General features: G+C 57.4%; 20 protein-coding genes. 13 read left to right on the forward strand and 7 right to left on the reverse strand.

The features are described 5' to 3' along the window. Positions 1-43: 43 nt before the first annotated feature. Both mdtI and mdtJ read right to left on the reverse strand, forming a co-directional pair. Positions 44-373, reverse strand: a complete 330-nt coding sequence (gene mdtI / locus PGR23_RS06890; protein ID WP_045392324.1) for a multidrug/spermidine efflux SMR transporter subunit MdtI — start codon at positions 371-373, stop codon at positions 44-46. Continuing rightward, complete coding sequence (mdtJ, locus tag PGR23_RS06895) at positions 360-722, reverse strand: multidrug/spermidine efflux SMR transporter subunit MdtJ (protein WP_396279732.1); 363 nt, start codon at positions 720-722, stop codon at positions 360-362. Before mdtJ ends, mdtI begins: the two co-directional genes overlap by 14 nt. A gap of 448 nt (positions 723-1,170) precedes the next feature. Between mdtJ and PGR23_RS06900 the strand changes: the two genes are divergently transcribed. The 9 genes from PGR23_RS06900 (at position 1,171) to mdcH (ending at position 9,490) form a co-directional block, all read left to right on the forward strand. Then, positions 1,171-2,205 carry an AI-2E family transporter gene (locus PGR23_RS06900; RefSeq protein WP_015366785.1) on the forward strand — a complete coding sequence of 345 codons (1,035 nt, stop codon included), beginning with the start codon at positions 1,171-1,173 and terminating at the stop codon, positions 2,203-2,205. Between the two features lie 225 nt (positions 2,206-2,430). Continuing rightward, positions 2,431-4,086, forward strand: coding sequence for a malonate decarboxylase subunit alpha (mdcA, locus tag PGR23_RS06905; RefSeq protein WP_315710288.1), 1,656 nt, complete (start codon positions 2,431-2,433; stop codon positions 4,084-4,086). Further along, positions 4,086-4,928 carry a triphosphoribosyl-dephospho-CoA synthase gene (locus PGR23_RS06910; protein ID WP_047042900.1) on the forward strand — a complete coding sequence of 281 codons (843 nt, stop codon included), beginning with the start codon at positions 4,086-4,088 and terminating at the stop codon, positions 4,926-4,928. The genes mdcA and PGR23_RS06910 overlap by 1 nt, the downstream gene beginning before the upstream one ends. Before the next feature lie 17 nt (positions 4,929-4,945). Beyond that, a complete protein-coding gene (mdcC, locus tag PGR23_RS06915; protein WP_008805033.1) occupies positions 4,946-5,245 on the forward strand; it encodes a malonate decarboxylase acyl carrier protein in 300 nt (99 codons plus the stop codon). Next, positions 5,238-6,071: a biotin-independent malonate decarboxylase subunit beta gene (locus PGR23_RS06920; protein WP_012541866.1), complete on the forward strand. Its 834-nt coding sequence runs from the start codon at positions 5,238-5,240 to the stop codon at positions 6,069-6,071. Before mdcC ends, PGR23_RS06920 begins: the two co-directional genes overlap by 8 nt. Then, positions 6,071-6,871 carry a biotin-independent malonate decarboxylase subunit gamma gene (gene mdcE / locus PGR23_RS06925; RefSeq protein ID WP_213797280.1) on the forward strand — a complete coding sequence of 267 codons (801 nt, stop codon included), beginning with the start codon at positions 6,071-6,073 and terminating at the stop codon, positions 6,869-6,871. The genes PGR23_RS06920 and mdcE overlap by 1 nt, the downstream gene beginning before the upstream one ends. Before the next feature lie 136 nt (positions 6,872-7,007). Continuing rightward, positions 7,008-7,967 (forward strand): AEC family transporter, encoded by a 960-nt coding sequence (locus tag PGR23_RS06930; protein WP_004148291.1) that lies wholly within the window; start codon positions 7,008-7,010, stop codon positions 7,965-7,967. Between the two features lie 3 nt (positions 7,968-7,970). Next, on the forward strand, positions 7,971-8,588 hold the full coding sequence (locus PGR23_RS06935; protein ID WP_063415016.1) for a malonate decarboxylase holo-ACP synthase: 618 nt from the start codon (positions 7,971-7,973) through the stop codon (positions 8,586-8,588). Continuing rightward, positions 8,588-9,490 (forward strand): malonate decarboxylase subunit epsilon, encoded by a 903-nt coding sequence (gene mdcH, locus PGR23_RS06940; RefSeq protein ID WP_042892381.1) that lies wholly within the window; start codon positions 8,588-8,590, stop codon positions 9,488-9,490. The genes PGR23_RS06935 and mdcH overlap by 1 nt, the downstream gene beginning before the upstream one ends. Here mdcH and PGR23_RS06945 read toward each other — a convergent pair. From PGR23_RS06945 to PGR23_RS06955, 3 genes are all read right to left on the reverse strand, one after another. Continuing rightward, positions 9,480-10,406 (reverse strand): LysR family transcriptional regulator, encoded by a 927-nt coding sequence (locus tag PGR23_RS06945; protein WP_045392340.1) that lies wholly within the window; start codon positions 10,404-10,406, stop codon positions 9,480-9,482. The genes mdcH and PGR23_RS06945 overlap by 11 nt on opposite strands. Positions 10,407-10,563: 157 nt before the next feature. Next, positions 10,564-12,219 (reverse strand): malate dehydrogenase (quinone), encoded by a 1,656-nt coding sequence (gene mqo, locus PGR23_RS06950; protein ID WP_047042937.1) that lies wholly within the window; start codon positions 12,217-12,219, stop codon positions 10,564-10,566. 245 nt (positions 12,220-12,464) lie between these two features. Next, entirely contained in the window at positions 12,465-13,385 is a 921-nt protein-coding gene (locus PGR23_RS06955) for an N-acetylmuramic acid 6-phosphate etherase (protein WP_315710281.1), read from the reverse strand. A 305-nt stretch (positions 13,386-13,690) separates the two neighbouring features. Here PGR23_RS06955 and PGR23_RS06960 point away from each other — a divergent pair, with 305 nt between their 5' ends. Both PGR23_RS06960 and dcuR read left to right on the forward strand, forming a co-directional pair. After that, positions 13,691-15,307, forward strand: coding sequence for a sensor histidine kinase (locus tag PGR23_RS06960; protein WP_045392345.1), 1,617 nt, complete (start codon positions 13,691-13,693; stop codon positions 15,305-15,307). Next, positions 15,304-16,023: a two-component system response regulator DcuR gene (dcuR, locus tag PGR23_RS06965; protein ID WP_315710278.1), complete on the forward strand. Its 720-nt coding sequence runs from the start codon at positions 15,304-15,306 to the stop codon at positions 16,021-16,023. The genes PGR23_RS06960 and dcuR overlap by 4 nt, the downstream gene beginning before the upstream one ends. On the opposite strand, the gene PGR23_RS06970 is transcribed toward dcuR, so the two are convergent. Beyond that, complete coding sequence (locus PGR23_RS06970; RefSeq protein ID WP_045392351.1) at positions 16,004-16,954, reverse strand: FAD:protein FMN transferase; 951 nt, start codon at positions 16,952-16,954, stop codon at positions 16,004-16,006. The two genes, dcuR and PGR23_RS06970, sit on opposite strands and share 20 nt — an antisense overlap. Before the next feature lie 62 nt (positions 16,955-17,016). Further along, positions 17,017-19,794, reverse strand: a complete 2,778-nt coding sequence (locus PGR23_RS06975; RefSeq protein ID WP_047042876.1) for a flavocytochrome c — start codon at positions 19,792-19,794, stop codon at positions 17,017-17,019. A 639-nt stretch (positions 19,795-20,433) separates the two neighbouring features. On the opposite strand from PGR23_RS06975, the gene PGR23_RS06980 reads away from it, so the two are divergent. Continuing rightward, the gene (locus PGR23_RS06980; protein ID WP_032707943.1) at positions 20,434-21,939 is read left to right on the forward strand and encodes an anion permease; all 1,506 of its coding nucleotides are present in this window, start codon (positions 20,434-20,436) and stop codon (positions 21,937-21,939) included. 55 nt (positions 21,940-21,994) lie between these two features. Continuing rightward, positions 21,995-23,647 (forward strand): class I fumarate hydratase FumA, encoded by a 1,653-nt coding sequence (gene fumA, locus PGR23_RS06985; RefSeq protein WP_088389924.1) that lies wholly within the window; start codon positions 21,995-21,997, stop codon positions 23,645-23,647. Positions 23,648-23,658: the final 11 nt, after the last annotated feature.

Raw genomic sequence — 23,658 nt, forward strand, 5'->3', positions numbered from 1 at the left:
CAGAGGACAGAATTTGCCGCCAGCTTACGCAGGCGGCATCATATCAAGCCAGTTTTATCAATACCATGCCGGCTACCAGCAGCACGACGCCAACCCAGCCTTTATGGTTAAGGCGTTGTCCAAAGAGGATCCAACCGGCGGCGATAGTCGCCGCGATCCCAAACCCTCCCCACAACGCATAAGCGACGGAAAGATCGATACCTTTTACCGCCTGCGAAAGAGCGCTAAAAGCCCCTAACACCGCCGCCAGCGACAGGATACCGTAGATTTTACGACGAAAACCGTCGGAAAATTTCAGAAATACGTTCGCGGTAATTTCCAGTACGATAGCCAGCGCCAGCCAGGCGCCGTGAATCCACTCAAACTGTTGCATGAACTGTCTCCTCACGCTGTTTCACCGCTTTCTTTGTGCCGGACTTAATCAGCACAATACCCGCGACCAGCGTTGCCAGCCCGGCCAGTTTTACGATAGACAGGCTTTCATCGAACAGCAGCACGCTAAATACGGTAATCAACAGAATACCGATACCTTCCCATAGCGCATACGCCACACCGAGAGCAATCTTTTTAACGGCGAAGGCCAGGAAAATATATGAAAGCGCAATCATTGCCAGCATTAAAATATAGCCCGTATGACCGCCGCTGACGCTTGCCCATTTCATAGACAGCGTGCCGGTTATTTCAGCAACGATAGCTAAGGCTAATAAAATCCAATAAAACATAATCCCTTCTCCTGCTTGAGAATACAATCCATGACGGCTTACGAAGGTAAACCGAAAAAATTCTGACGTAGTTTTAGCCGTGCGCGGTGCGCCAGCTCAGGCAGAGAGAATGGGACTATAGCGCGGAGCGCCAGTGCTGTTCGCCAGCAAATCGGGAAAGGATGAAAGGTAATGCGTGATGAGTCGAAAAATAAAGGCTGAACTGATTGTTCATAAAATTACAATTATCCGCGGTGTTGCTTCTCGTCATTGCGGAAAAAAATTGTCCTCGGTAGTTAAACACAAGTAAATTTGTACCATAGTGTTAATATTAACTCAAAGTCTTTGCAATTCTTTACGTCTAAGGCGCGATTTCAATTAGTATTTTCTCAAACTGATCTCCATCATAAACGTGTATAGCAAAGTCGCTATGATCAAGGACGTTTTCATCTTTACCGTAAGGAACCCAATGGCCAAACCCATCATCACCCTTAATGGACTCAAGATCGTCATCATGCTGGGCATGTTGGTTATCATCCTTACGGGCATCCGTTTTGCCGCCGACATTATCGTCCCCTTTATCTTAGCGCTGTTCCTTGCGGTGGTGATCAATCCGCTGGTCCAGCTGATGGTGCGCTGTCGGGTGCCCCGGGTGCTGGCGATTTCGCTACTGGTGGGCGCTATCGTCCTGCTGGCGGTGGTACTGCTGGCGTCGCTTGGCACCTCGCTTAACGAACTGGCGCGCACTCTGCCGCAATACCGCACGTCGCTGGCCGAACCGCTAAAAACGGTCACGCCGTGGCTACAGCGCTTTGGTTTTACCGTCTCCGCCATTGAGCTGAATAAGTATATCGATCCCAACGCGGTGATGACGCTGGTTACCAGCCTGTTGACCCAGTTGTCGAATGCGATGTCGTCCATTTTTCTGTTGCTGCTCACCGTAGTATTTATGCTGTTGGAAGTGCCGCAACTGCCCGCCAAGCTCCAGCAGCTGATGTCGCGGCCGGTTGAGGGGATGGGCGCCATTCAGCGGGCGATTGATAGCGTGTCCCACTATCTGGTGCTGAAAACCGCGATAAGCCTGGTCACCGGACTGGTGGTCTGGGGTATGCTGGCGCTGTTGGACGTCCGTTTCGCCTTTATGTGGGGGCTGCTGGCTTTTGCGCTGAACTACATTCCCAATATCGGTTCGGTACTGGCAGCCATCCCGCCGATTTTGCAGGTAATGGTATTTGGCGGCCTGTATGAGGCGCTCATCGTCACTGCCGGTTACCTTATTATCAACCTGGTGTTCGGCAATATTCTCGAACCGCGCATTATGGGCCGCGGACTGGGGCTCTCCACGCTGGTGGTATTTCTGTCGTTAATATTCTGGGGTTGGTTGCTTGGCCCGGTCGGCATGCTGCTGTCGGTGCCGTTGACCATCATTGTGAAAATCGCCCTTGAGCAAACCAACGGCGGGCAGAGTATTGCTTTCTTACTCAGCGACTTAAGTAAAGAATAACCGGCAATCTGGCTGGCCTATCCGCCAGCCTTCCCCTCCTTTCATCTTTTCCGCTTAGACCGTTACTCCTTTTTTATTATTGATCCCCATCACAAATGGGCATATCCAATCATTACTCTAAAGCTAACGATTAGCCGGCGTGCTTAATTGATGCGCAGCGCTGCGCATCGCACACTAACTTCCACCAGGACAAACGAAACGATTTGTCGAATCAGGAGGTTAACAATGAATGCTGAACAAACGACGGGACGGGTCTGGAACCGTCGCCGGACGGAAAAACAGCGGCGGCTGGCCGAAACGAAGATTGCCGGCAAAGTCATCCCCACTGACCAACTGGTCAGCGTACTGGAAAATCTGCTCGCCCCTGGCGACCGGGTAGTACTGGAAGGTAACAACCAGAAGCAGGCTGATTTCCTCTCCCGCATGCTCGCCGAGGTCAATCCGCAGAAAATCCACGACCTGCATATGATTATGCCAAGCGTCGGGCGCAGCGAGCATCTGGACCTGTTTGAAAAAGGCATTGCCCGTAAACTGGATTTCTCTTTCTCCGGCACGCAAAGCCTGCGCATCTCGCAGCTGCTGGAAGATGGTCTGCTCGAAATCGGCGCCATCCACACCTATATCGAACTCTACTCCCGCCTGTATGTCGATCTGTCGCCAAACGTCGCGCTGATCGCCGGCTATAAAGCTGACCGTAAAGGCAACCTGTATACCGGACCGAGTACCGAAGATACCCCGGCGCTGGTAGAAGCCGCCGCCTTCCACGACGGCATTGTGATAGCCCAGGTCAACGAACTGGTGGACGACGAATGCGATCTGCCGCGCGTCGATATCCCCGGCTCGTGGATCGATTACGTGGTGGTCGCCGACAAACCGTTCTTTATTGAACCGCTGTTCACCCGCGACCCGCGTCTGATTAAGCAAGAACACATTCTGATGGCGATGATGGCGATTAAAGGCATCTACGCGGAGCATCAGGTGCAGTCGCTTAACCACGGTATCGGTTTTAATACCGCCGCCATCGAGCTGCTGCTGCCCACCTACGGCGAACAGCTCGGCCTGAAAGGCAAAATCTGTAAACACTGGACGCTGAACCCGCACCCTACCTTAATCCCGGCCATCGAGAGCGGTTGGGTGGAGAGCGTGCACTGCTTCGGCGGCGAACTGGGGATGGAAGAGTACATCCGCGCCCGCCCGGATATCTTCTTTACCGGCCCGGACGGGTCGATGCGTTCTAACCGCGCCTTCTGCCAGCTGGCAGGTCAGTACGCGGTAGATATGTTTATCGGTTCGACCCTGCAGGTTGATGGTCTGGCCAACTCCTCCACCGTCACCCGCGGCCGCCTTTCCGGCTTCGGCGGCGCGCCGAACATGGGCCACGACCCGCACGGTCGCCGCCACGCCACCCCGGCCTGGCTCAATATGATCACTGAACCAGACCCGATGCAGCGCGGTAAAAAACTGGTGGTGCAGATGGTCGAAACCTTCCAGGCCGGCGTGAAACCGACCTTCGTTGAAACGCTCGATGCGGTCGAGGTCGCCAAAACTTCCGGCATGCCGCTGGCGCCGGTGATGATTTACGGCGATGACGTGACCCACGTGCTGACCGAAGAGGGTATCGCTTACCTGTACCGGGCGGAAAGCCTTGAAGAGCGCCGGGCGATGGTCGCCGCGGTGGCCGGGATCACCGATATTGGCCTCGGCGTGGACGCCAAACGCGTCGCCGCGCTGCGCCAGAGCGGCAAAGTGGTGTACCCGGAAGATATCGGCATTCGCCGCAGCGATGCCACCCGCTCACTACTGGCCGCCGGCAGCGTCGCCGACCTGGTGAAATGGTCCGACGGACTGTATAACCCACCGGCAAAATTCCGGAGCTGGTAATGAAAAAACTCTCCCCCCTACACGCAGAAAGCCGCGTCAGCTGGCTGGCGCATACCGCCAGCGCGTGTCTGATTGACGAAGCCCGTCTGAGCCCGAAACCGGGTCTGGTCGATAGTCGCGGCAACGGCGCGCATCAGGATCTCAATCTGGACCTGATGGAACGCTCCGCCCGTAGCCTACAGCCGACGTTTCACGCGCTGGCGCAGCAAAGCTGGCAGCGTCCGGCGGATATCGCCCTGCGCGAAACCGTCGGCCGCCTCGGTCGCGAAGGTGAAGCGCAGATGATGATGGCGACGGGTGGAGTTAACACCCACCGCGGCGCTATCTGGGCGCTGGGCCTGCTGGTCAGCGCGGTGGCGATGTTGGGTGGAGAGGGTCAATCACAGGCGATCGCCGCCGCCGCCGCCTCCCTCGCCCGCCTGCCTGACGGCTTCGCGCCGAAAAGCTTTAGTAAAGGGCTGCGCGCCAGCCGTCGCTGGCAGGTGCCGGGGGCACGCGAGGAAGCGCAGCGCGGATTTCCGCATGTTACCGCCCTGGCGCTGCCGCAACTGCAGCAAAGCCGGGCGCGAGGCGCCAGCGAGCCGCAGGCGCGCCTCGACGCGCTGATGGCCATCATGACCTCGCTGAGCGATACCTGCGTGCTGTCGCGGGCCGGCATGAACGGCCTGCACGCCATGCAGCAAGGCGCCCGTGAGGTTCTGGCGGCGGGCGGTTGCGCCAGCGTCGCCGGTCGCGCCGCGCTGGCGCGCCTCGATGCGCAGATGCTGGCGCAAAACGCCTCGCCGGGTGGTGCGGCCGATCTCCTTGCCGCCACCCTGTTTCTCGACCGGGTTTCCGGCTAACGCATTCAGAGGATGTTATGGAACAGATTACATTGTCATTTCCTGCCAACCGCGCCCTCAGCGGCAAAGCATTGGCAGGGGTCGTAGGTTCAGGCGATATGGAAGTGCTTTATACCGCCGCACAGGGCGCCACGCTCAACGTACAAATCACCACCTCAGTGGATAACAGCCAGGCGCGCTGGCAGGCGCTGTTCGACAGGTTGAACCTGATCAACGGTCTGCCCGCCGGGCAGTTGATTATCCACGACTTCGGCGCCACGCCGGGCGTCGCCCGTATTCGTATTGAACAAGTATTTGAGGAGGCTGCTCATGCGTAACGATCGCAGCTTTATTGAACTGCGCGCTCGCGAACGCGCCCACGCCCTGCTGGACGACGGCAGCTACCGCGAACTGCTGGATCCGTTTGAAGGCATTATGTCGCCGTGGCTCGGCGCGCAGGGCATCGTCCCGCAGTCCGACGACGGTATGGTGGTCGCCAAAGGCACTATCAACGGCCAACCTGCGGTGGTAATTGCCATCGAAGGCACCTTCCAGGGCGGCAGCATGGGCGAAGTCTCCGGCGCCAAAATGGCCGCCGCACTGGAGCTGGCGGCGGAAGATAACCGCAACGGTATCCCGACGCAGGCGGTACTGTGCCTCGAAACCGGCGGCGTACGTCTGCAGGAGGCCAACCTCGGTCTGGCCGCCATCGCCGATATTCATGCCGCGATTGTCGACCTGCGCCGCTACACCCCGGTGGTCGGCATTATTACCGGTACCGTCGGCTGCTTCGGCGGCATGTCCATCGCCGCGGCGCTGTGCAGCTACCTTATAGTCACCCGTGAAGCCCGTCTCGGCCTCAACGGCCCGCAGGTTATCGAGCAGGAAGCCGGAATTGAAGAGTACGACTCCCGTAACCGTCCGTTTATCTGGAGCATGACCGGCGGCGAAATTCGCGCCGCCAGCGGCTTGGTCGACGCGCTGGTTAACGATGGCGTTAACGCGGTTAAAACCGCAATGAATGAGGCGATCGCCAAAGGTGTACCGGCACAACACCGCAGCGACAACTATGACGATTATCTGCGTCGCTTGAGCCAATTCGATACCCGCCAGCAGGCGGATACCGCGCAGATTAAACAGCTTTTTGCCCGGGAGGATAAATAATGAGTCAGTTCCCAAACCGCGCCGCGCTATGGCTGAACAAACTGGCGCCCAACGCGCCGCTGATGAGTGGTCTGTGCCCTTCAGTGCAGGTCGCAGATGGCCAGATTGATGGCGAAAACGTCCGCTTTATCGCCGTGGTGCCTGACGCTAACAACCACTACCCGCGCGCCGCCGGCGGCGAAGTCGGACTGCTGGAAGGCTGGACGCTGGCGAAAGTGGTCAACGAAACCATCGCCGCCGACGCCGATCGGCCTGTCAAACGGCCGATCGTCGCGGTAATTGATGTCCCGAGCCAGGCCTATGGCCGCCGCGAAGAAGCCTTTGGCATCCACCAGGCCCTGGCCGGGGCGGCAGGCGCCTACGCCAAAGCCCGTCTTGCCGGCCACCCGGTGATTGGCCTGATTGTCGGAAAAGCGATGTCCGGGGCGTTTCTGGCCCACGGCTATCAGGCCAACCGCCTGATCGCCTTTAACGATAGCGGCGTGCTGGTTCACGCGATGGGTAAAGAATCGGCGGCGCGTATTACGCTGCGTACCGTAGAAGCGCTGGAGAAACTGGCGGCGACGATCCCGCCGATGGCCTACGACGTCAGCAACTACGCTACGCTCGGCCTGCTCTCCGCCCTGCTCGATATCAACCATCCGGATGCGCCAGACGAAGGCGATCTGTCGCTGGTCAGCCGTACCCTGCGCGACGCCATCGCTGACGCGCGCACCGATACCTCACTGAAGTGCCGCCTGGGCGCGGAAAACCGCCGCAGCTCACAACTGGTTCGCGATCGCATGCGCGCCAGCTGGTAAGACGTTCGTACGTAAGTAGTAGAAGAAAACCTGCCGGAAGCAGTCTCCCGGAGCGCGGAATAAACGCTCCGGGAAGGGACGGCTTTTAGAAAAAATAACAATCGCGCCAGTACTCTATTTTATTTACAGGTGATTTATGACTTATGTGATTATTCATGCTCTCGCGCCCATTTTCGTCATTATGCTGCTGGGTTTCTGGGCCGGAAAGGCCGGGATGGTAGATAACAAAAACGTCTCGCTGCTTAATATTTTTGTAATGGATTTTGCCTTACCCGCCACGCTGTTTAGCGCGACGGTACAAACGCCGTGGGCCGGTATCGTCGCCCAGTCGCCACTGGTGCTGGTGCTGACCGGCGCGATGTGGATCACCTATGCCGCAATCTACTTCCTCGCCACCAGCGTGTTCAAACGTACGCCGCAGGATGCCGCGGTGCTGACCCTCACCGTCGCCCTGCCAAACTATGCCGCGCTGGGTCTGCCGATCCTCGGCAGCGTGCTGGGTGAAGGCGCGTCAACCTCGCTGTCGGTGGCGGTTTCTATCGCCTGCGGCTCGGTGCTGATGACCCCGTTCTGCCTGCTGATTCTGGAGCGTGAAAAAGCCCGCGCCGCGGGTGAAAACAGCGGTTCTACGCTGGCGATGCTGCCGGTGCTGATGTGGCGTTCGGTGAAAAAACCGATCGTCTGGGGCCCGCTGCTTGGGGTGGTGCTTTCTGCTATCGGCATTAAAATGCCGGACCTGCTGCTGGCGTCGATCAAACCGCTGGGCCTGGCCGCCACCGCCGCCGCGCTGTTCCTCACCGGGGTGATCCTGTCGGCACGTAAACTGCAGCTCAATGCGCTGATCGCTACCTCAACCATCGTGAAACTGCTGGTGCAGCCGTTTATTGCCTGGGGTCTGGTGATGTTACTTGGTCTGCACGGCTCTATTGCCATTACCGCGATCCTGATGATTGCGCTGGCCGCCGGCTTCTTCGGCGTGGTCTTCGGCAACCGCTTCGGCGTGCAGTCTCCGGATGCTGAAGCCGTGCTGCTGTTAAGCTCGGTTCTGTGTATCCTGTCGCTACCGCTGTTTATCTCTTTGACTTCAGGACTGTAAACCATGTCATCAACGCCGCGTCCCCACGATTTAGTTTGGTTAAACCACGCCAGCGCCCTGGAAGCTATTGCCGAGCCGTGGGTGGCTCAGCAGTGGCGAGCCGCGCTGCCGGTGGTGGTGAGGCGCGACGTTGACGACCAGGCCCGCATCCCGGTTGGAGTGCGGGGCATGAAGCGCGAGCAGCGCGCTGCCGGCTGGGTACAGGCGCACAATATCGTGCGCAGCGTCACCCCGGAGATGCTTGTCGAGCGCGAAGCATTACTCTGCTCGCCGTTTGTCTCGCAGCCGCCGGTCCAGGCGGCTATCGCCCTCACCTTACACCGCTGGCCCTGGGGCTGGGGCGTCACCGGCAGTACCGGCTACGCGCTGGCAACCGAAATCCCGGTGCTGCATGCGGCAAGCGATCTGGATCTGCTGATCCGCGCGCCGCAGCCGCTGGACCGCGAGGCCTTGCTGGAATGGCAGGCCCGGGTGGCCCAACTACCGTGCCGCGCCGATACCCAGGTAGAAACACCCTACGGCGCCTTCGCTCTTAATGAGTGGCTGCGCGATGGCCGCGCGCTGCTGAAAACATCCCGCGGCGCGCGCTTAACCGCGACGCCGTGGCACAGGGAGGAATGATGAAGATTTTATTTACGTTTCCCGGTCAGGGCGGTCAGCGCCCCGCGATGCTGGCGGCAATCCCCGATCGCGAGGCTATCCTCTCCCAGGCGCGCGCCGTGCTGGGGGATGAAGTCGATACTCTCGATAGCGCCGATGCGCTAAAGCATACCCGTGCGGTCCAGCTTTGTCTGCTGATCGCCGGGGTGGCCTGGGCGCGCGAGCTTCAGCGTCAGGGTGTGGATCCGCAGATGGTCAGCGGGCTCTCTATCGGCGCGTTTCCGGCAGCGGTGATTGCCGGCGCGCTCGATTTCGCCAGCGCGCTGCGGCTGGTGGCGCTGCGCGGCGATTTAATGGAGCAGGCTTATCCCGAAGGTTACGGGCTGACGGCGATTATGGGGCTGACCCGCCCGCGGATTGAGGCGCTGATGCAGGGCCACGAGGTGTATCTCGCCAACCTGAACGCCGAAACGCAGATCGTGATCGCCGGGCGTGATGACGCCATGGCCGAGGTGGCGCAGCTGGCGCTGCAGGCTGGCGCCAGTAAAGCCCAACGGCTGGCGGTCAGCGTGCCGTCGCACTGCGCGCTGTTGGCTAAACCGGCCGTCGCCCTGGCAAAAGCCTTCGCCGAGGTCACCTTAACGCGCCCTCAGCGCGCCTATTTAAGCGGCTCGACGGCGCGCGTGCTGTGGGATCCGCAGCGGATCGCCGACGATCTGGCGATGAACATGGCGCGCACCGTACATTGGCAGGAGGCGATGATCGCCGCCGATGAACGCGACGCGAGACTGGCAATCGAGATGCCGCCCGGCGGCGTGCTCACCTGCCTGACCCGCCAGGCAGGCTGGCGCGGCGAGACCATTGCGCTGGAGCGCAGCGGCGTAGACGTCGCCCGCCATCTTGCAAAGCGGCTTAGCGATTAATGCTGCGGGCGTACATGCGCCCTTCCGCCGCCAGCGCCAGCAGGTCGGCATCGCGCTCGCGATGGTGTGAATAGACGATAGAGATCAGCTGGCGCATCTGATAGGGTTCCGCCAGCTTTAACAGCTGCACATCGTTTTCATAGACTTTCTTCATGCGCCCCGGCAGCAGCGCGAAGCCGACGCCCGCCTGCACCAGGCTTATCATCGAAAAGATATCATTCACCCTGGTCACAATTTCCGGCTCAAAACCGGCTACCTGAAAAGCCTCCTGAAACCCGGCATAAGTCGCAAACCCTTCCGCCAGCGAGACAAACTTGCGATCGGCGTAATCGCGCAGGTCGGCGAGCTGCGAGGTATCCAGCTGTTCCGTCGCCGGCGCGGCGAGGAAGATATCATCTTCAAACAGCGGCACCACGTCGAAGGCCGAATTATTGTACTCGCCTTCATTGGTGGCGATTAAAATAGCGTCAAGGGCATCGTCTTCCAGCATATCCAGCAGCATCTGGTTGGAGCCCATCGTCAGATCCAGTTCAAGCTCCGGGCGACGCAGCTTCATCCCCATAATGATGCGCGGAACGGTTTCCAGCGTCAGCGAATAGAGAGTACCAATGCGCAACCGCCCCTGACCAACGCCGGCGACTTTGCGCGTCGCCTCAAGCCCGCGGCTCATCAGACTCATCACATCCTGGCAGTATTCGAGCAGCGTCCACGCCGCCTGCAGCGGCAGCAGGTTACGCCCTTTGTGGACAAACAGCGGGCAGCCGACCCCCTCTTCGAGCGTATGCAGTGCGCGGTGAACGCTAACGCTGCTGAGCTTCATGGCTTCGGCGGTTCTGGCGATATTGCCCTTCGCCATAAACATCATAAAGACCGACAGCTTGCGGAAGGTGATCTCCTGGTTGATATCGTCTTTCATAGCCCTTCCACACTCCTGGTTTAATTTTCTGTTTCAATTCAAACCAGTATATCTTTTATGAGGCCAAAGTTGCAGGCAGCGCGCGGCGTCAGCCGGTAAATAACGCAAAAAAGGGAAGACCATGGTCTTCCCTTTTATTCACTGCCTGGATGCGTCGTTACAGCGCCATATCGTGCTGCGGCGAGGCTTCGCGCGGCGTCTCTGCCGGTTTGGCGGTCGCGGTCGGCGCGGACTCTGGCATCTGAATGACCGGAGGCTTAGTCAACTGCAGCGTCGCGGCGGTGTCATCCCAAACCTGCTGGGTCAGCGCCACGTTACCGTTTAACTTCTCGCCGTAGCTCGGCACGATGGCGCGAATGCGGCTCTGCCATTCCGGCGAGTTAAACTGCTGCGGGAACATCTGCTTGAGAACGTTCAGGGTGATCGGCGCGGCGGTGGAAGCACCTGGCGATGCGCCGAGCAGCGCAGAAATCGTTTTCTGCTGATCGACCACCACTTCGGTGCCGAGCTTCAGAACGCCGCCCTTCTCCGCGTCTTTTTTGATGATCTGCACGCGCTGACCGGCCTGAATCAGTTTCCAGTCTTCTTTGCGCGCGTTCGGGTAGTACTCTTTCAGCGCCGCAAAGCGGTCATCATCGCTGAGCATAACCTGGCTAATCAGGTACTTCACCAGATCGAAGTTGTCGAGGCCAACGTGGGTCATCGGCAGTACGTTGCTGGTGGTAGTGGTGCTCAGCAGATCGAAGAACGAACCGTTTTTCAGGAACTTGGTGGAGAAGGTGGCGAATGGTCCGAACAGCACCACGCGCTTACCATCGAGGTAACGAGCATCCAGGTGCGGTACCGACATCGGCGGCGCGCCAACCGAGGCCTGACCATAGACTTTCTGCTGGTGCAGTTTAGTCAGCTCCGGGTTTTCGGTCATCAGGAACGAGCCGCCTACCGGGAAGCCCGCATAGTTGTCCGCTTCCGGAATGCCGGTTTTCTGCAGCAGCTTCAGCGCGCCGCCGCCGGCGCCGATGAAGACATATTTGGCGTCGATAGCCTGCTCTTCACCGCTCTTCACGTTCTTAATCGTCACGTGCCAGGAGTTGTCGGCATTGCGTTTGAAATCGGTGACTTCAGAAGAGGTCTGCAGCGAGAAATTGCTGCTCTTTTTCAGGCTGCCGATCAGCTGACGGGTGATTTCACCGTAGTTCACGTCGGTACCGACCGGCGTCCAGGTGGCGGCCACTTTTTGCTGCGGATCGCGTCCTTCCATGACCAACGGCGCCCACTGTTTAATTTGCGCGTGATCGGTGGAGAATTTCATTCCCTGGAATAAGGTAGTCTGCTGCAGCGCGTTATAACGCTTTTGCAGATAATCAACATTATCGCCCCACACGAAACTCATATGCGGCGTGGAATTAATAAACGAGTGCGGGTCGTGCAAAATACCGCGTTTGACCTGCGCCGACCAGAACTGGCGCGAAATCATAAACTGTTCATTGATATCCAGCGCTTTGCTGACATCAATAGAACCGTCTGCACGCTGCGGCGTGTAGTTCAGTTCCATATTTGCCGAGTGACCGGTACCGGCGTTATTCCAGCCGTTAGAGGACTCCAGCGCGACGCCGTCGAGTTTCTCCACCATCACCTGTTTCCACTCCGGCTGCAGTTCCTGCAGCCAGGTGCCCAGCGAAGCGCTCATGATGCCGCCGCCGATCAGCAGAAAATCAGTTTTTTTCGAGGTATCGCCATTCGCGTAGGTCGCCGTACTGACGAACATCGCTAATGCGGTCATAGATATAATCGTTTTTTTAATTGCAGGCATAATAGAAATATCGCGTAGCAAAAGTGTAATAAGAGCCGTCATATTAACGCACTTTTACTTTATTTTAAAATATCATTTACACTTTGATATTTTAATGCAAACAGTTTTTTAACTTAAAAAATCAGTTTATTTATTTCACTGGCGGTTATTGCGAAAATAGCGGCAAAAAAAGCAGGATTATTCAGGCGATAAGAAATATAGCGCCGGTTTATTTAGTTATTTAACAAACCGGCGCGGCGAGGAAATTAACTGACGTTACATGGCGTTTTCTCTTGCGCTTCACCCAGGGCGATACGCAGATGGTTGTTGTTTTCGCTGAGCAGATCCCGCGCCTGCCAGGCATCAAGCCCCGTCATCAGCATCAGAATCGCCGTCCGACAATGCTGATTGCAACTGGCCAGCGCAGCTTTGGCTTGCGCGCGCGTACACTCTGTGGCGGCCATCACCATGGCGATTTGCCGCTCCTCCCAACGCGGGCTGGTTGCCTGGAGGTCTACGCGCAGGTTGCCGTACACCTTGCCGCTGCGTACCGCCAGGCCGGTAGTTAACAGGGTGAGGATCTGCCGCTGCGCCAGTTGCGCTTTCGGGTTGCCATAACCGGCTACCGCCTCCGGCCCGGTCTGCGGCGCAATAATAATATCCGCCAGCTGCGCAGCCTCGCTGTCGCTCAGCTGCGTCAGTAGCGCAATCGGCGCTCCCAGCGACCAGGCGTGACGCATGGCTCCCCACACCCACGGTGTTTTGCCGCTGACGGAAAGGGCCAGCAGCATATCGTTGGCGCTGAAGGCATGTAGCTGCAAATCGCGCACGCCGGCGTCATAATCGTTAGCCGCCATCTCGGCCGCCTGCAGCGCGCTCCCTTCGCCGCCGGCGATAATCGCCACCAGTGAGTGATTGGCTTCAGGGGAATAGTCATTAACCGTTTGCAACGCCGCCTGCCCGGATGCCCCGGCGCCAATGATCATCAGCCGTCCTCCCCGGCTCAGGGTCGCCGCGGCGTTATCCACCAGCCGGGTAATCTGCGGCAGGCAGGCATCGATGGCGATGGCTATCTGTTTGTTATCCTGCTGCAGCAGGGTCAGCATATCGAGGGTGGCGAGCGTATCGATATGGCGCGTTTGCGGGTGGCGTCGTTCCAGCATTGATGCGGTTGGCTTACTGCTCATAAAACCTCCATTTAAAACCGAACTCACTGCGGCTACATCAATAGCAATGACATATCCATTCATTCATCACGGCTATTTGATTGATGCGGCCAGTGTAAAGCCTTCATCCACGGCTTTACCGCCACGGGGGTCACAGTTTGTTCACTCGACACCTAATCGCGGCGCGATTGCGCGTTATCCGAGCATGAGGGCTACGCATGTCAGGCAGCGGATATCCGGTAAGCCGGTTTTACTGTTATTACACGGCTTTATGAAAGCCGCCCTATCGGCGATAATGATCGTTCAACGAATTGACCGGGGTTGTCATGAAGGAAGCCGAGCTACAGCCGCCCGCACGTAAGCGCGCCCGCAGCCTGAAATTAAGTACCGCCGTCACGCTGATGATTGGCAGCGTTATCGGCGCGGTGCTGCTGCTGGTCTACGCGCTATGGTTTATGCAGATCAGCAACGCCACCCGCGACGGCTTAAAAGAGACGGCGCTGGCGGTGGCGCGCACCATGGCCGATATGCCGCAGGTGAAGCGCGGCCTCAGCGAGCCGCCGCAGAGCAATATTATTCAGCCGCTGGCGCAGGCCATTACCCGACGTAACGATCTGCTTTACGCGATTGTGACCGACATGCGCGGTATCCGCTATTCGCATCCGGATAGCGCCATCATCGGTAAACCGTTTATCGGCGAGGATATCCGCCCGACGCTCGCCGGGCGCGAAAACGTGGCGATTAACCACGGCGTACTGGCGCCGGCGCTGCGCGTGTTCACCCCGGTATTCAATGAACAGCATCAACAGATAGGCGTGGTGGTGGTGGGGATTTCGCTGAGTAAAGTCGACGAACAGATCGCCAATAGCCGCTGGGACGTCCTGCTGACCATTCTGTTCAGCGCGCTGGTCTGCGCAATCGGCACCTGGAGCCTGGTGCGCGGCTTGAAGCGTATTTTGCTGGGGCTGGAGCCGCAGGATATCTCTACCCAGTTCCAACAGCGTCAGGCGATGCTGCACTCGCTCAAAGAAGGCGTGATCGCTGTGGATAGCAGCGGCCAGGTCACGCTAATTAACCCGGCCGCCCGCGGCATGTTACTTAGCGGGCCGGATAAAAGCATCGATCGCACCCCGCTGCTGGCGGACCTGCAGGAAGTTCTGCGCAGCGGCGAGCCCATCTATGACCGCGCGCTCGGCTGTAATGGCTTGTTGCTGATTAGCAATACCGTCCCGGTGCGCAGCCAGAACGCCATCGTTGGCGCCATCAGCACCTTCCGCGATAAAACCGAGATGAGCCAACTGGTGCAACGGCTGGATGGCATGATGAGCTACGTCGATGCCCTGCGCACCACTTCGCACGAATTTATGAACAAGCTGCACGTAATCCTCGGCCTGCTGAATATGAAAAGCTATGACAAGCTGGAAGAATATGTACTGCAAACCGCCCATGCCTATCAGGCCGACATCGGCGAAATTCAGCACCGGATAAAATCGCCGGTGGTCGCCGGCTTCCTGATTGGTAAAATCCAGCGCGCCAAAGAGCGAGGCTTCACCTTGAACCTCGCCGAAGAAAGCCTGGTGCCGGATTGCCCGAATGAAAAACAGGTCACCGTGCTGGTAACGGTATTAGGTAATCTCATTGAAAATGCGCTGGATGCGATGAGCGGCCAGGCGGAAGGTGAAGTGAGCCTGCTATTGCACTATCAGGATGGCTGGCTAAGCGGTGAAGTCAGCGACGACGGCCCGGGGATCCCGGCGGCCAATATCGACGCCATTTTTAATAAGGGCTTCTCCACCAAAGGCGAGAATCGCGGCGTCGGCCTGTTTCTCGCCAACCAGCAGCTCCACGAACTCGGCGGCACGCTAGCCGTTGAGTCCGAGCCTGGCGTATTTACCCAATTTTTTGTTCACCTGCCCTGGGATAGTAAAAGGAAAAAAGCGTGATAAATGTATTGATTGTTGACGACGATGCGATGGTTGCCGAGCTGAATCGCCTGTACGTGGCGCGCATCCCCGGTTTCAGCTGCTGCGGCACCGCGTCGACGCTCGGCAAAGCCCAGGAGATGATTAACGAACCGCAGATGGCGATCGATTTAGTACTGCTGGACGTTTATATGCAGCAGGATAGCGGCCTGGATCTGCTGCCGACCATTCGCGCCAGCGGCCGCGCCATCGACGTGATTATGATAACCTCCGCCGCCGATGCCGCCACCGTTCAAACCGCCATGCACTACGGCGTGGTGGATTATCTGATTAAACCTTTCCAGTTCCCGCGCTTTGAAGAGGCGCTGACCGCATGGCGCGAAAAGCGCAAACTGATGACCGGCCAGCCCTATTACGAGCAGGCGGATGTCGATCGTCTGTTGCACGGCGGCGCGCCGGAAGCGGCTGACGCGCGTAAGCTACCGAAAGGCTTAACGGCGCAAACCCTACGCACGCTGTGCCAGTGGATTGACAGCCACCCTGATGTGGAATTTTCTACCGATGAGCTGGCGGCGGCGGTGAATATCTCGCGCGTCTCCTGCCGCAAATATCTGATCTGGCTCGCGCAGATCAATATTCTCTATACGACCATCCATTACGGCGCGACCGGCCGACCGGTGTATCGCTACCGCCTGGTCGCCGAGCAGTACGGCCTGCTCAAGCAGTACAGTCAGTAATCTGGTAGCCGCTGTCGCGCAGCTGAAAGCGGATGCGCTGCGGTGACGATAGAATCACGTTGCGGTTTTTGGTGACAAAAATCGCTTCAATGTCGTCCCGCTGGCGCAGCGCCGCGCAGCCCTTCTCCACGCCAAGGCCATACAGCAGCGTGGTCCAGATATCGCCGTCCAGTGAATCCGCGGAAATGACCGTGACGCTGTCGAGTTCGTTATCCAATGGATAGCCGCTGCGCGGATCGAGGATATGGTGCCAGCGTTTGCCATCCTGCTCGAAATAGCGTTCATAGGTGCCTGAAGTGACAACCGACTGCCCGCTAACGGCAATCGAGCCGATAAGTTCCTGCGCCGCGGCAAAGGGTTTTTTCAGCCCAATCGCCCATTCCCCTAACGTATGTACATTGCCGCCGAGATTAATCAGCGCCTGTTCGATCCCCTGCTGGCCCAGGTAATCGCGTACCCGATCGGCGATATATCCTTTGGCGATTGCGCCAAGGTCAATTTCCATTCCAGCCTGCGCCAGCCACACGCTCTGCTTTTCGTCATCGAGAATGACATCCTGCGGGCGGGTTAACGGCAGCCGCGCCGCAATATCCGCCGCCGACGGCACGCTATGCCCCTGAAAGCCAATGCGCCACAGTTTAACCAGCGGGCCGATAGCCAGATTAAAGGCGCTGTCACGCACCATACTGGCGGCTTTAGCGCACTTAATCAGCTGGTACACCGGACGGCTAACGGTAACGGGATGACGCCCGGCGGCATGGTTGATATCCATCACCTGCGACTGCGCGCGGTTAACGGTGAGCAGATCTTCGTAGCGTTTAATTAACTGAAATACGCGGGAGGCCAGCGCCTCATCGTGGGAATAGAGTTTGAGCAGGATGGGCGAGCCCATCAACACGGCGGAGTAGCTATAGACGCGGTTATCGGACATCGGGCTCTCCTTAGAAGGGATAAGCCGGGCGGCTAAGCCAGCCCGGCATCAGCAATTACCTATTATCCTCTGGCACGTTTCGCCGCCTGATGGCCCGCGAGGGTACCGAAGATGATGATATCCGCGACCGCGTTACCGCCGATGCGGTTACCGCCATGGATACCGCCAACCACTTCACCCGCGGCGTAGGCGCCGCGAATTGGCTGCTGCGCCACATTCAGCACTTCGCCATCGGTATTAATGGTCACGCCGCCCATAGTATGGTGCACCCCTGGGGCAATACGAATGGCGTGGAACGGGCCTTCGTTAATCGGCGCGCGCAGCGCGGTTGTGCGGCCAAACGCTTCATCGTGCTGTTTTTCCACCGCGCCGTTGTAGCATTCCAGGGTAGCGAGGAACGCATGGTAATCCATCCCCAGCTTCTCCGCCAGTTCACGCGGCGAGCTGGCGCTGGTGACGAAGCCTTTGGCGATATACTCGTCGGCGGCTTTGTTTTTCGCCCGCACATGCTCGTCGAAGACGATGTAAGCATAGTGTTCCGGCAGCGCGATAATCGCCGCAGACACTTTATCGCGGGTCTCCATCTCGTTGAAGAAGCGGTTCCCCTGCTGGTTAACGAGAATAGCGCCGCCGCCGCGAATCGATTCGGAAATCAGGTACGAGGTCTGCTGCTCGACGGTCGGGTGAATTTGAATTTCGCCCATGTCCACGGTGCCGGCGCCAATACGTTCCAGCAGCGCGATACCGCTACCGGTCGCCCCTTTATGGTTGGTGGTCACGAAGCCTTCGAGGTCAGGACGATATTTCACCACCATCGCGCTGTTGGCGCTGAAGCCGCCGGTCGCCACGATAATACTTTTGGCCTGCACTTCGATGACCTCTTGTTCATCGTTGATAAGACGCACGCCGCTCACTTCGTCGTGGCGCATCAGGATCTCTTCTACCGAGGTATCCAGCAGCACATCGATACCGCGTTTGGTGATATTACGCACCAGACCGCTAATCAGGTAGCCGCCAACCGCCGATCCGTCGCGCGGACGGTGGGTACGGTCGATACTCATCCCGCCGGTGGTGGTGATATCGTTAAGCATAATCCCACGGTCCGCCAGCCATTCAATGGCTTGCGGCGCGTTTTCAACGAAACGGCGCAGCAGCTGCGGGTTGTTTTTGTTGTGGCCGCCCTTCAGGGTTTCCTGATAGAACAACTCTTTACTGTCCTGAATACCTTTGACGCGCTGGAAGCGGGTTTCCGCGGCGTTCATCCCGGCGGAAGCTTTGATGGTGTTGCCGCCAATAGTCGGCATTTTTTCGACGATCAGCACGCTGGCGCCTTCGTCGTGGGCCTGAATCGCCGCAGCCAGACCGGCGCCACCGCTCCCCACCACCACAACGTCATAGCTTTTCGGCGCGGTATCGTTGCCGCCCTCTTCCGCGGCCAGCGCTTTGCTGGATTTCAGCATCGCTTTGGACACCGCTTTTTTCACCGCTTCGCTCTGGCTGGTCGCGCCGGAGATAGCATCGACGTGCGGCGTGTTGGCGGTCAGAATACGTTCGCGGATCTCTTCGAAGCTGGTGGTAAATTCAACGCTCTGTACTGGGCTTGCGGCCAGCTCGATATCCGCAATGCGATCGTTTTCGAGGCTGACGTTAATGACCAGTTCGTTGGCATCGTCCTGAACGGTTTCGACAAACATCCCCGGTTTAAATTTCGCGTCGCCCATGCTCATGTCGCGGATCATCGCTTCGACCAGCGAGAAACGCCACAGCGGTTCCGGAATGTGCAGCGCCTCGCGCTGGGTGCTGTCGATAAAGAGTTCCAGCTCTTCGCCGGCGGCGATACGTGAAGCCCAGTCCGGATAGGCGATGCAGGCGCGGCCGACGGCCATCAGGTCATAACCGTGATCGAGGCCCTGTTCGGCGTCGGCTGCGTTAACCACTCCGCCGACACCCATCACCGGCACCTGCGCCAGCGTTTCAGAACGCATGGCGCAGTATTTTTCAATCAGCGGCGTCGGATCGCAGGTATCAACGATAGACGGGCGCAGCGTCGCGCCAACTGAGAAATGCAGATAATCGACGCCGCGGGCGGCCAGTTTCTCCAACAGATACATGGTGTCGTCGAAGCGGATCCCCGGGACTTCCATCTCTTCCGGCGAGAAGCGATAGCCGATAATAAAGGCATCGTCAGCGTACTGACGGGCCATTTTATGCGTGATGTCCAGCACCGCCAGCGGGAATCTGGCGCGGTTATCGCGGCTGCCGCCCCACTGGTCGTCACGCTGGTTAGAGTTCGGCGAATAGAACTGCTGGATAAGATAGGTGTTGGCGCCGTGGATTTCGACACCGTCGAAACCGGCAAGAATCGCGCGGCGTACGCCGTCGCCAAATTTGGCGATCATGCCTTCGACTTCTTCACCACTGAGGGCGCGCGGCATAGCGGCGCCGTCGCGCGGCGCGGCAATGGCGCTCGGCGCCACCGGCTGGCGACCGCCAATCAATTGCGGGTCAACCATGCGACCGCCGTGGTAAATCTGCAAAATCGCTTTTGAGCCTTCCGCTTTAATCGCTTCGGCGATTTTCGCCAGCCCGGCGATTTTTTCATCGTTATCGATGCCGATAGCGCCCGGGAAGGCCAGACCATAATCATCAATAAAGCAGCATTCAACGATGATAGTCCCGATGCTGCCGGCGCGGGCGCGATAGTATTCAACGAGCTCGCTGGTGACGGTACCATCGAAATAACCGGTGCAGGTGGTCATTGGCGCCATTAGCAAACGGTTTTTCAGTTCAGTCCCATTCGGTAAAGTAAATGGCTGCAGAATTCGTTCGTTACTGGTCATATTAATACTCCAGATTTTAAATATTGAAATTCAGAATTGGGTGACGGAAATTTTATTGATTGTTTATTTTCATTCCTGTTGTCATGCCAATAATATAGCGTGTTTTTTAGTTACTAAATTAATTACGTTAGTTAAAAAACTATTTAATACCTGCAATAACAGCAATACCTCTATTGTATTATTAAATTTATATATCGCATTTACATAATACAAATGAATGATAACATTTCGGTCACTTTTGTTAACGCTAGAAAAACGCGCAAAACAAAAATAAAACACGTAATTTCAATAACTTAAATAATTAATTGCTTTAGCCATTTATTATTTTTTAAGCGTTCCCTTAACAATTGACGTTTCTTGCGGATAATAACCACATCATCATATGTGGTTATTGCCAAACGAAAAAAAAGATCCAGATCACCTGTTTTTTTTGATCTCGATCAATTGCAATGCAACGTGAAAGCGCAATATATAAATACCCAATGAATTTAATTTAACGCCGCGAAAAACGCGTTAAATAACCGTTTAAGCAATAAGCAATCTCGACCATTAATAATTAAAGAAACTTTCGCAACTAAAAAAATCGAGCGTTGTAAGCGAAGACGGAACCGTATTTTCAACTACTAGCAGATACTCATTATGAAAGAGAAAAAGACAACCATACCGCCTGCCGGTGCCGCGTCTAACGCGGCGTATAAACGTCTGATCATGATGGCATTGCCCATTATCGTCGCCGTACTGCTGCTGTTCGTCCCGGTGCCTGACGGCTTACCGCCTTTCGCCTGGCACTATTTTGCTATCTTCGTTGGCGTCATCGTCGGCCTTATCTTCGAACCGCTGCCGGGCGCCGTTATCGGTATCACCGGGGTGGTGGTGATTGCTTTATGTAGCCAGTGGCTACTGTTCAGCCCGGAACAGATGGCGGCGCCAAGCTTTAAGCTGGCCGGCGCGTCATTTAAATGGGCGGTCAGCGGCTTTGGCAACTCTACCGTGTGGCTTATCTTCGGCGCGTTCATGTTCGCCGCCGGCTATGACAAAACCCAGTTCGGCCGCCGTCTGGCGCTGATTCTGGTAAAATATCTTGGCCGCCGCAGCCTGACGCTGGGCTACGCCATTACCTTCGCTGACCTGCTGCTGGCGCCGTTTACCCCGTCCAACACCGCACGTAGCGGCGGGACCATCTACCCGATTATCGCTAACCTGCCGCCGCTGTACGGTTCTAAACCTAACGATCCGAGCGCACGCCGTATTGGCTCTTATCTGATGTGGGTAGCCATTACCGCCGCCTGTATCACTAGTTCTATGTTCCTGTCGGCGCTGGCGCCGAACCTGCTGGCGCTGGCGCTGGTAAAAAGCATCGTTGGTATCAACATCTCCTGGGGGACCTGGTTTATCGCCTTCCTGCCGCTCGGTATCCTGTTGATTCTGGCCATGCCGCTGCTGGCGTACTGGTTCTATCCGCCAGAAGTAAAAATCAATAACGAAGTGCCGCTTTGGGCCGCTCGTGAACTGGAAAAACTGGGCAAACTGTCGCGCAATGAAATCCTGCTGCTGGTGTTTGTTTGCTTCGCGCTGATGATGTGGATCTTCGCCGCCGACTGGATTGAACCGGCGCTGGCTGCCCTGCTGGTTATCGTGCTGATGCTGTGGACCGGCGTGCTGTCCTGGAGCGATATAACCAACAACAAAGCGGCGTGGAATACCTTTGTCTGGTTCGCCACGCTGGTCGCGCTGGCTGACGGTCTCTCCTCCACTGGTTTCATCGCCTGGTTGGGTAAAGAAGGCGGCGCGCTGATGAGCGGTATTTCTCCGGGCGTTGCGACCATCGTCCTGCTGCTGGCGTTCTATCTGCTGCACTACCTGTTCGCCAGTACCACCGCGCACACTACCGCGCTGCTGCCGGCCATGCTGACCATCGCTTCGACTATCCCGGGAATGAATATGGAAGTCTTCGTCCTGCTGATGGTGACCTCGCTGGGCGTGATGGGCATCATCACCCCGTACGGTACCGGTCCGAGCCCGATTTACTACGGCAGCGGCTATCTGCCGACCAAAGACTACTGGCGCCTCGGCACCATCTTCGGCGCCATCTTCCTGGCCGCCCTGCTGCTGATTGGCTATCCGTGGATGTCCATGATGTTCTGATTCATAACCGCCGGGTCTTCCCCCGGCGGTTTTTATCTTTATGGAGTATGTGAATATGTCGACGAAACCCTTTGTTTATCAAGACCCGTTCCCGATGGCGCATGACGATACCGAATACTATTTGCTCAGCAAAGAGCACGTCTCCGTCGCCGAATTCGATGGTCAGGAAGTATTGAAAGTGGAACCACGGGCGTTAACCCTGCTGGCGCAACAGGCCTTCCACGATGCCGCTTTTATGCTGCGCGTCTCGCATCAGCAGCAGGTCGCGGCCATTCTGCTCGACCCGCAGGCCAGCGAAAACGACAAATACGTCGCGCTGCAGTTCCTGCGTAATTCCGAAATTGCCGCCAAAGGCGTGCTGCCAACCTGCCAGGATACCGGCACCGCCATCATCATGGGTAAAAAAGGCCAGTGCGTATGGACCGGCGGCGGCGATGAAGCCGCGCTGGCGCAGGGCGTCTATAACACCTATACCGAAGACAACCTGCGTTACTCGCAGAATGCGCCGCTGGATATGTATAAAGAGGTCAACACCGGCACCAACCTTCCGGCGCAGATCGATCTCTACAGCGTCGACGGCGATGAATATAAATTCCTGTGCATGGCGAAAGGCGGCGGTTCCGCCAACAAAACCTATCTGTACCAGGAAACCAAAGCGTTAATCACCCCGGCGAAGCTGAAAAACTATCTCGTCGAGAAGATGCGTACCCTCGGTACCGCGGCCTGCCCGCCCTACCACATCGCTTTTGTGATCGGCGGCACCTCGGCGGAAGCCACGCTGAAGACCGTTAAGCTGGCTTCCGCCCGCTACTATGACGACCTGCCGACCGCAGGCAACGAGCACGGTCAGGCCTTCCGCGATGTGCAGCTGGAGCAAGAGCTGCTGCAAGAAGCGCAAAATCTCGGTCTCGGCGCGCAGTTCGGCGGGAAATATTTCGCCCACGATATTCGCGTTATCCGTCTGCCGCGCCACGGCGCTTCGTGCCCGATCGGCATGGGCGTCTCCTGCTCCGCCGACCGCAATATCAAAGCTAAAATCAACCGCGACGGCATCTGGATTGAAAAACTGGAAAGCAACCCGGGGAAATACATTCCTGAACACCTGCGCCAGCAAGGCGAAGGCAATGTGGTTAGCATCAACCTGAACCAGCCGATGAGCGAAATCCTGGCACAGCTGTCGGCGCACCCGGTCTCCACGCGTCTGAGCCTTAACGGCACCATTATCGTAGCCCGCGACATTGCCCACGCGAAACTGAAAGAGCTTATCGATAACGGCGAAGCGCTGCCGCAGTACGTGAAAGATCACCCGATCTACTACGCCGGTCCGGCCAAAACGCCGGCTGGTTACGCCTCCGGCTCCCTGGGCCCGACCACCGCGGGACGTATGGATTCCTACGTCGATCTGCTGCAATCGCACGGCGCCAGCATGGTGATGCTGGCCAAAGGCAACCGCAGCCAGCAGGTGACCGACGCCTGCCATAAACACGGCGGCTTCTACCTCGGTAGCATTGGCGGCCCGGCGGCAGTCCTTGCCCAACAGAGCATTAAGAGCCTCGAGTGCGTGGCTTATCCGGAGCTGGGAATGGAAGCTATCTGGAAAATCGAAGTCGAAGATTTCCCGGCCTTTATTCTCGTTGATGATAAAGGTAACGATTTCTTCCAACAGATCCAAAATCAGCAGTGCGCCGGTTGTAAACAACACGGCTAATTCCCTCCACG

The organism is Klebsiella sp. 141162, assembly GCF_050600755.1.
Taxonomy (GTDB): Bacteria; Pseudomonadota; Gammaproteobacteria; order Enterobacterales; family Enterobacteriaceae; genus Klebsiella; species Klebsiella aerogenes.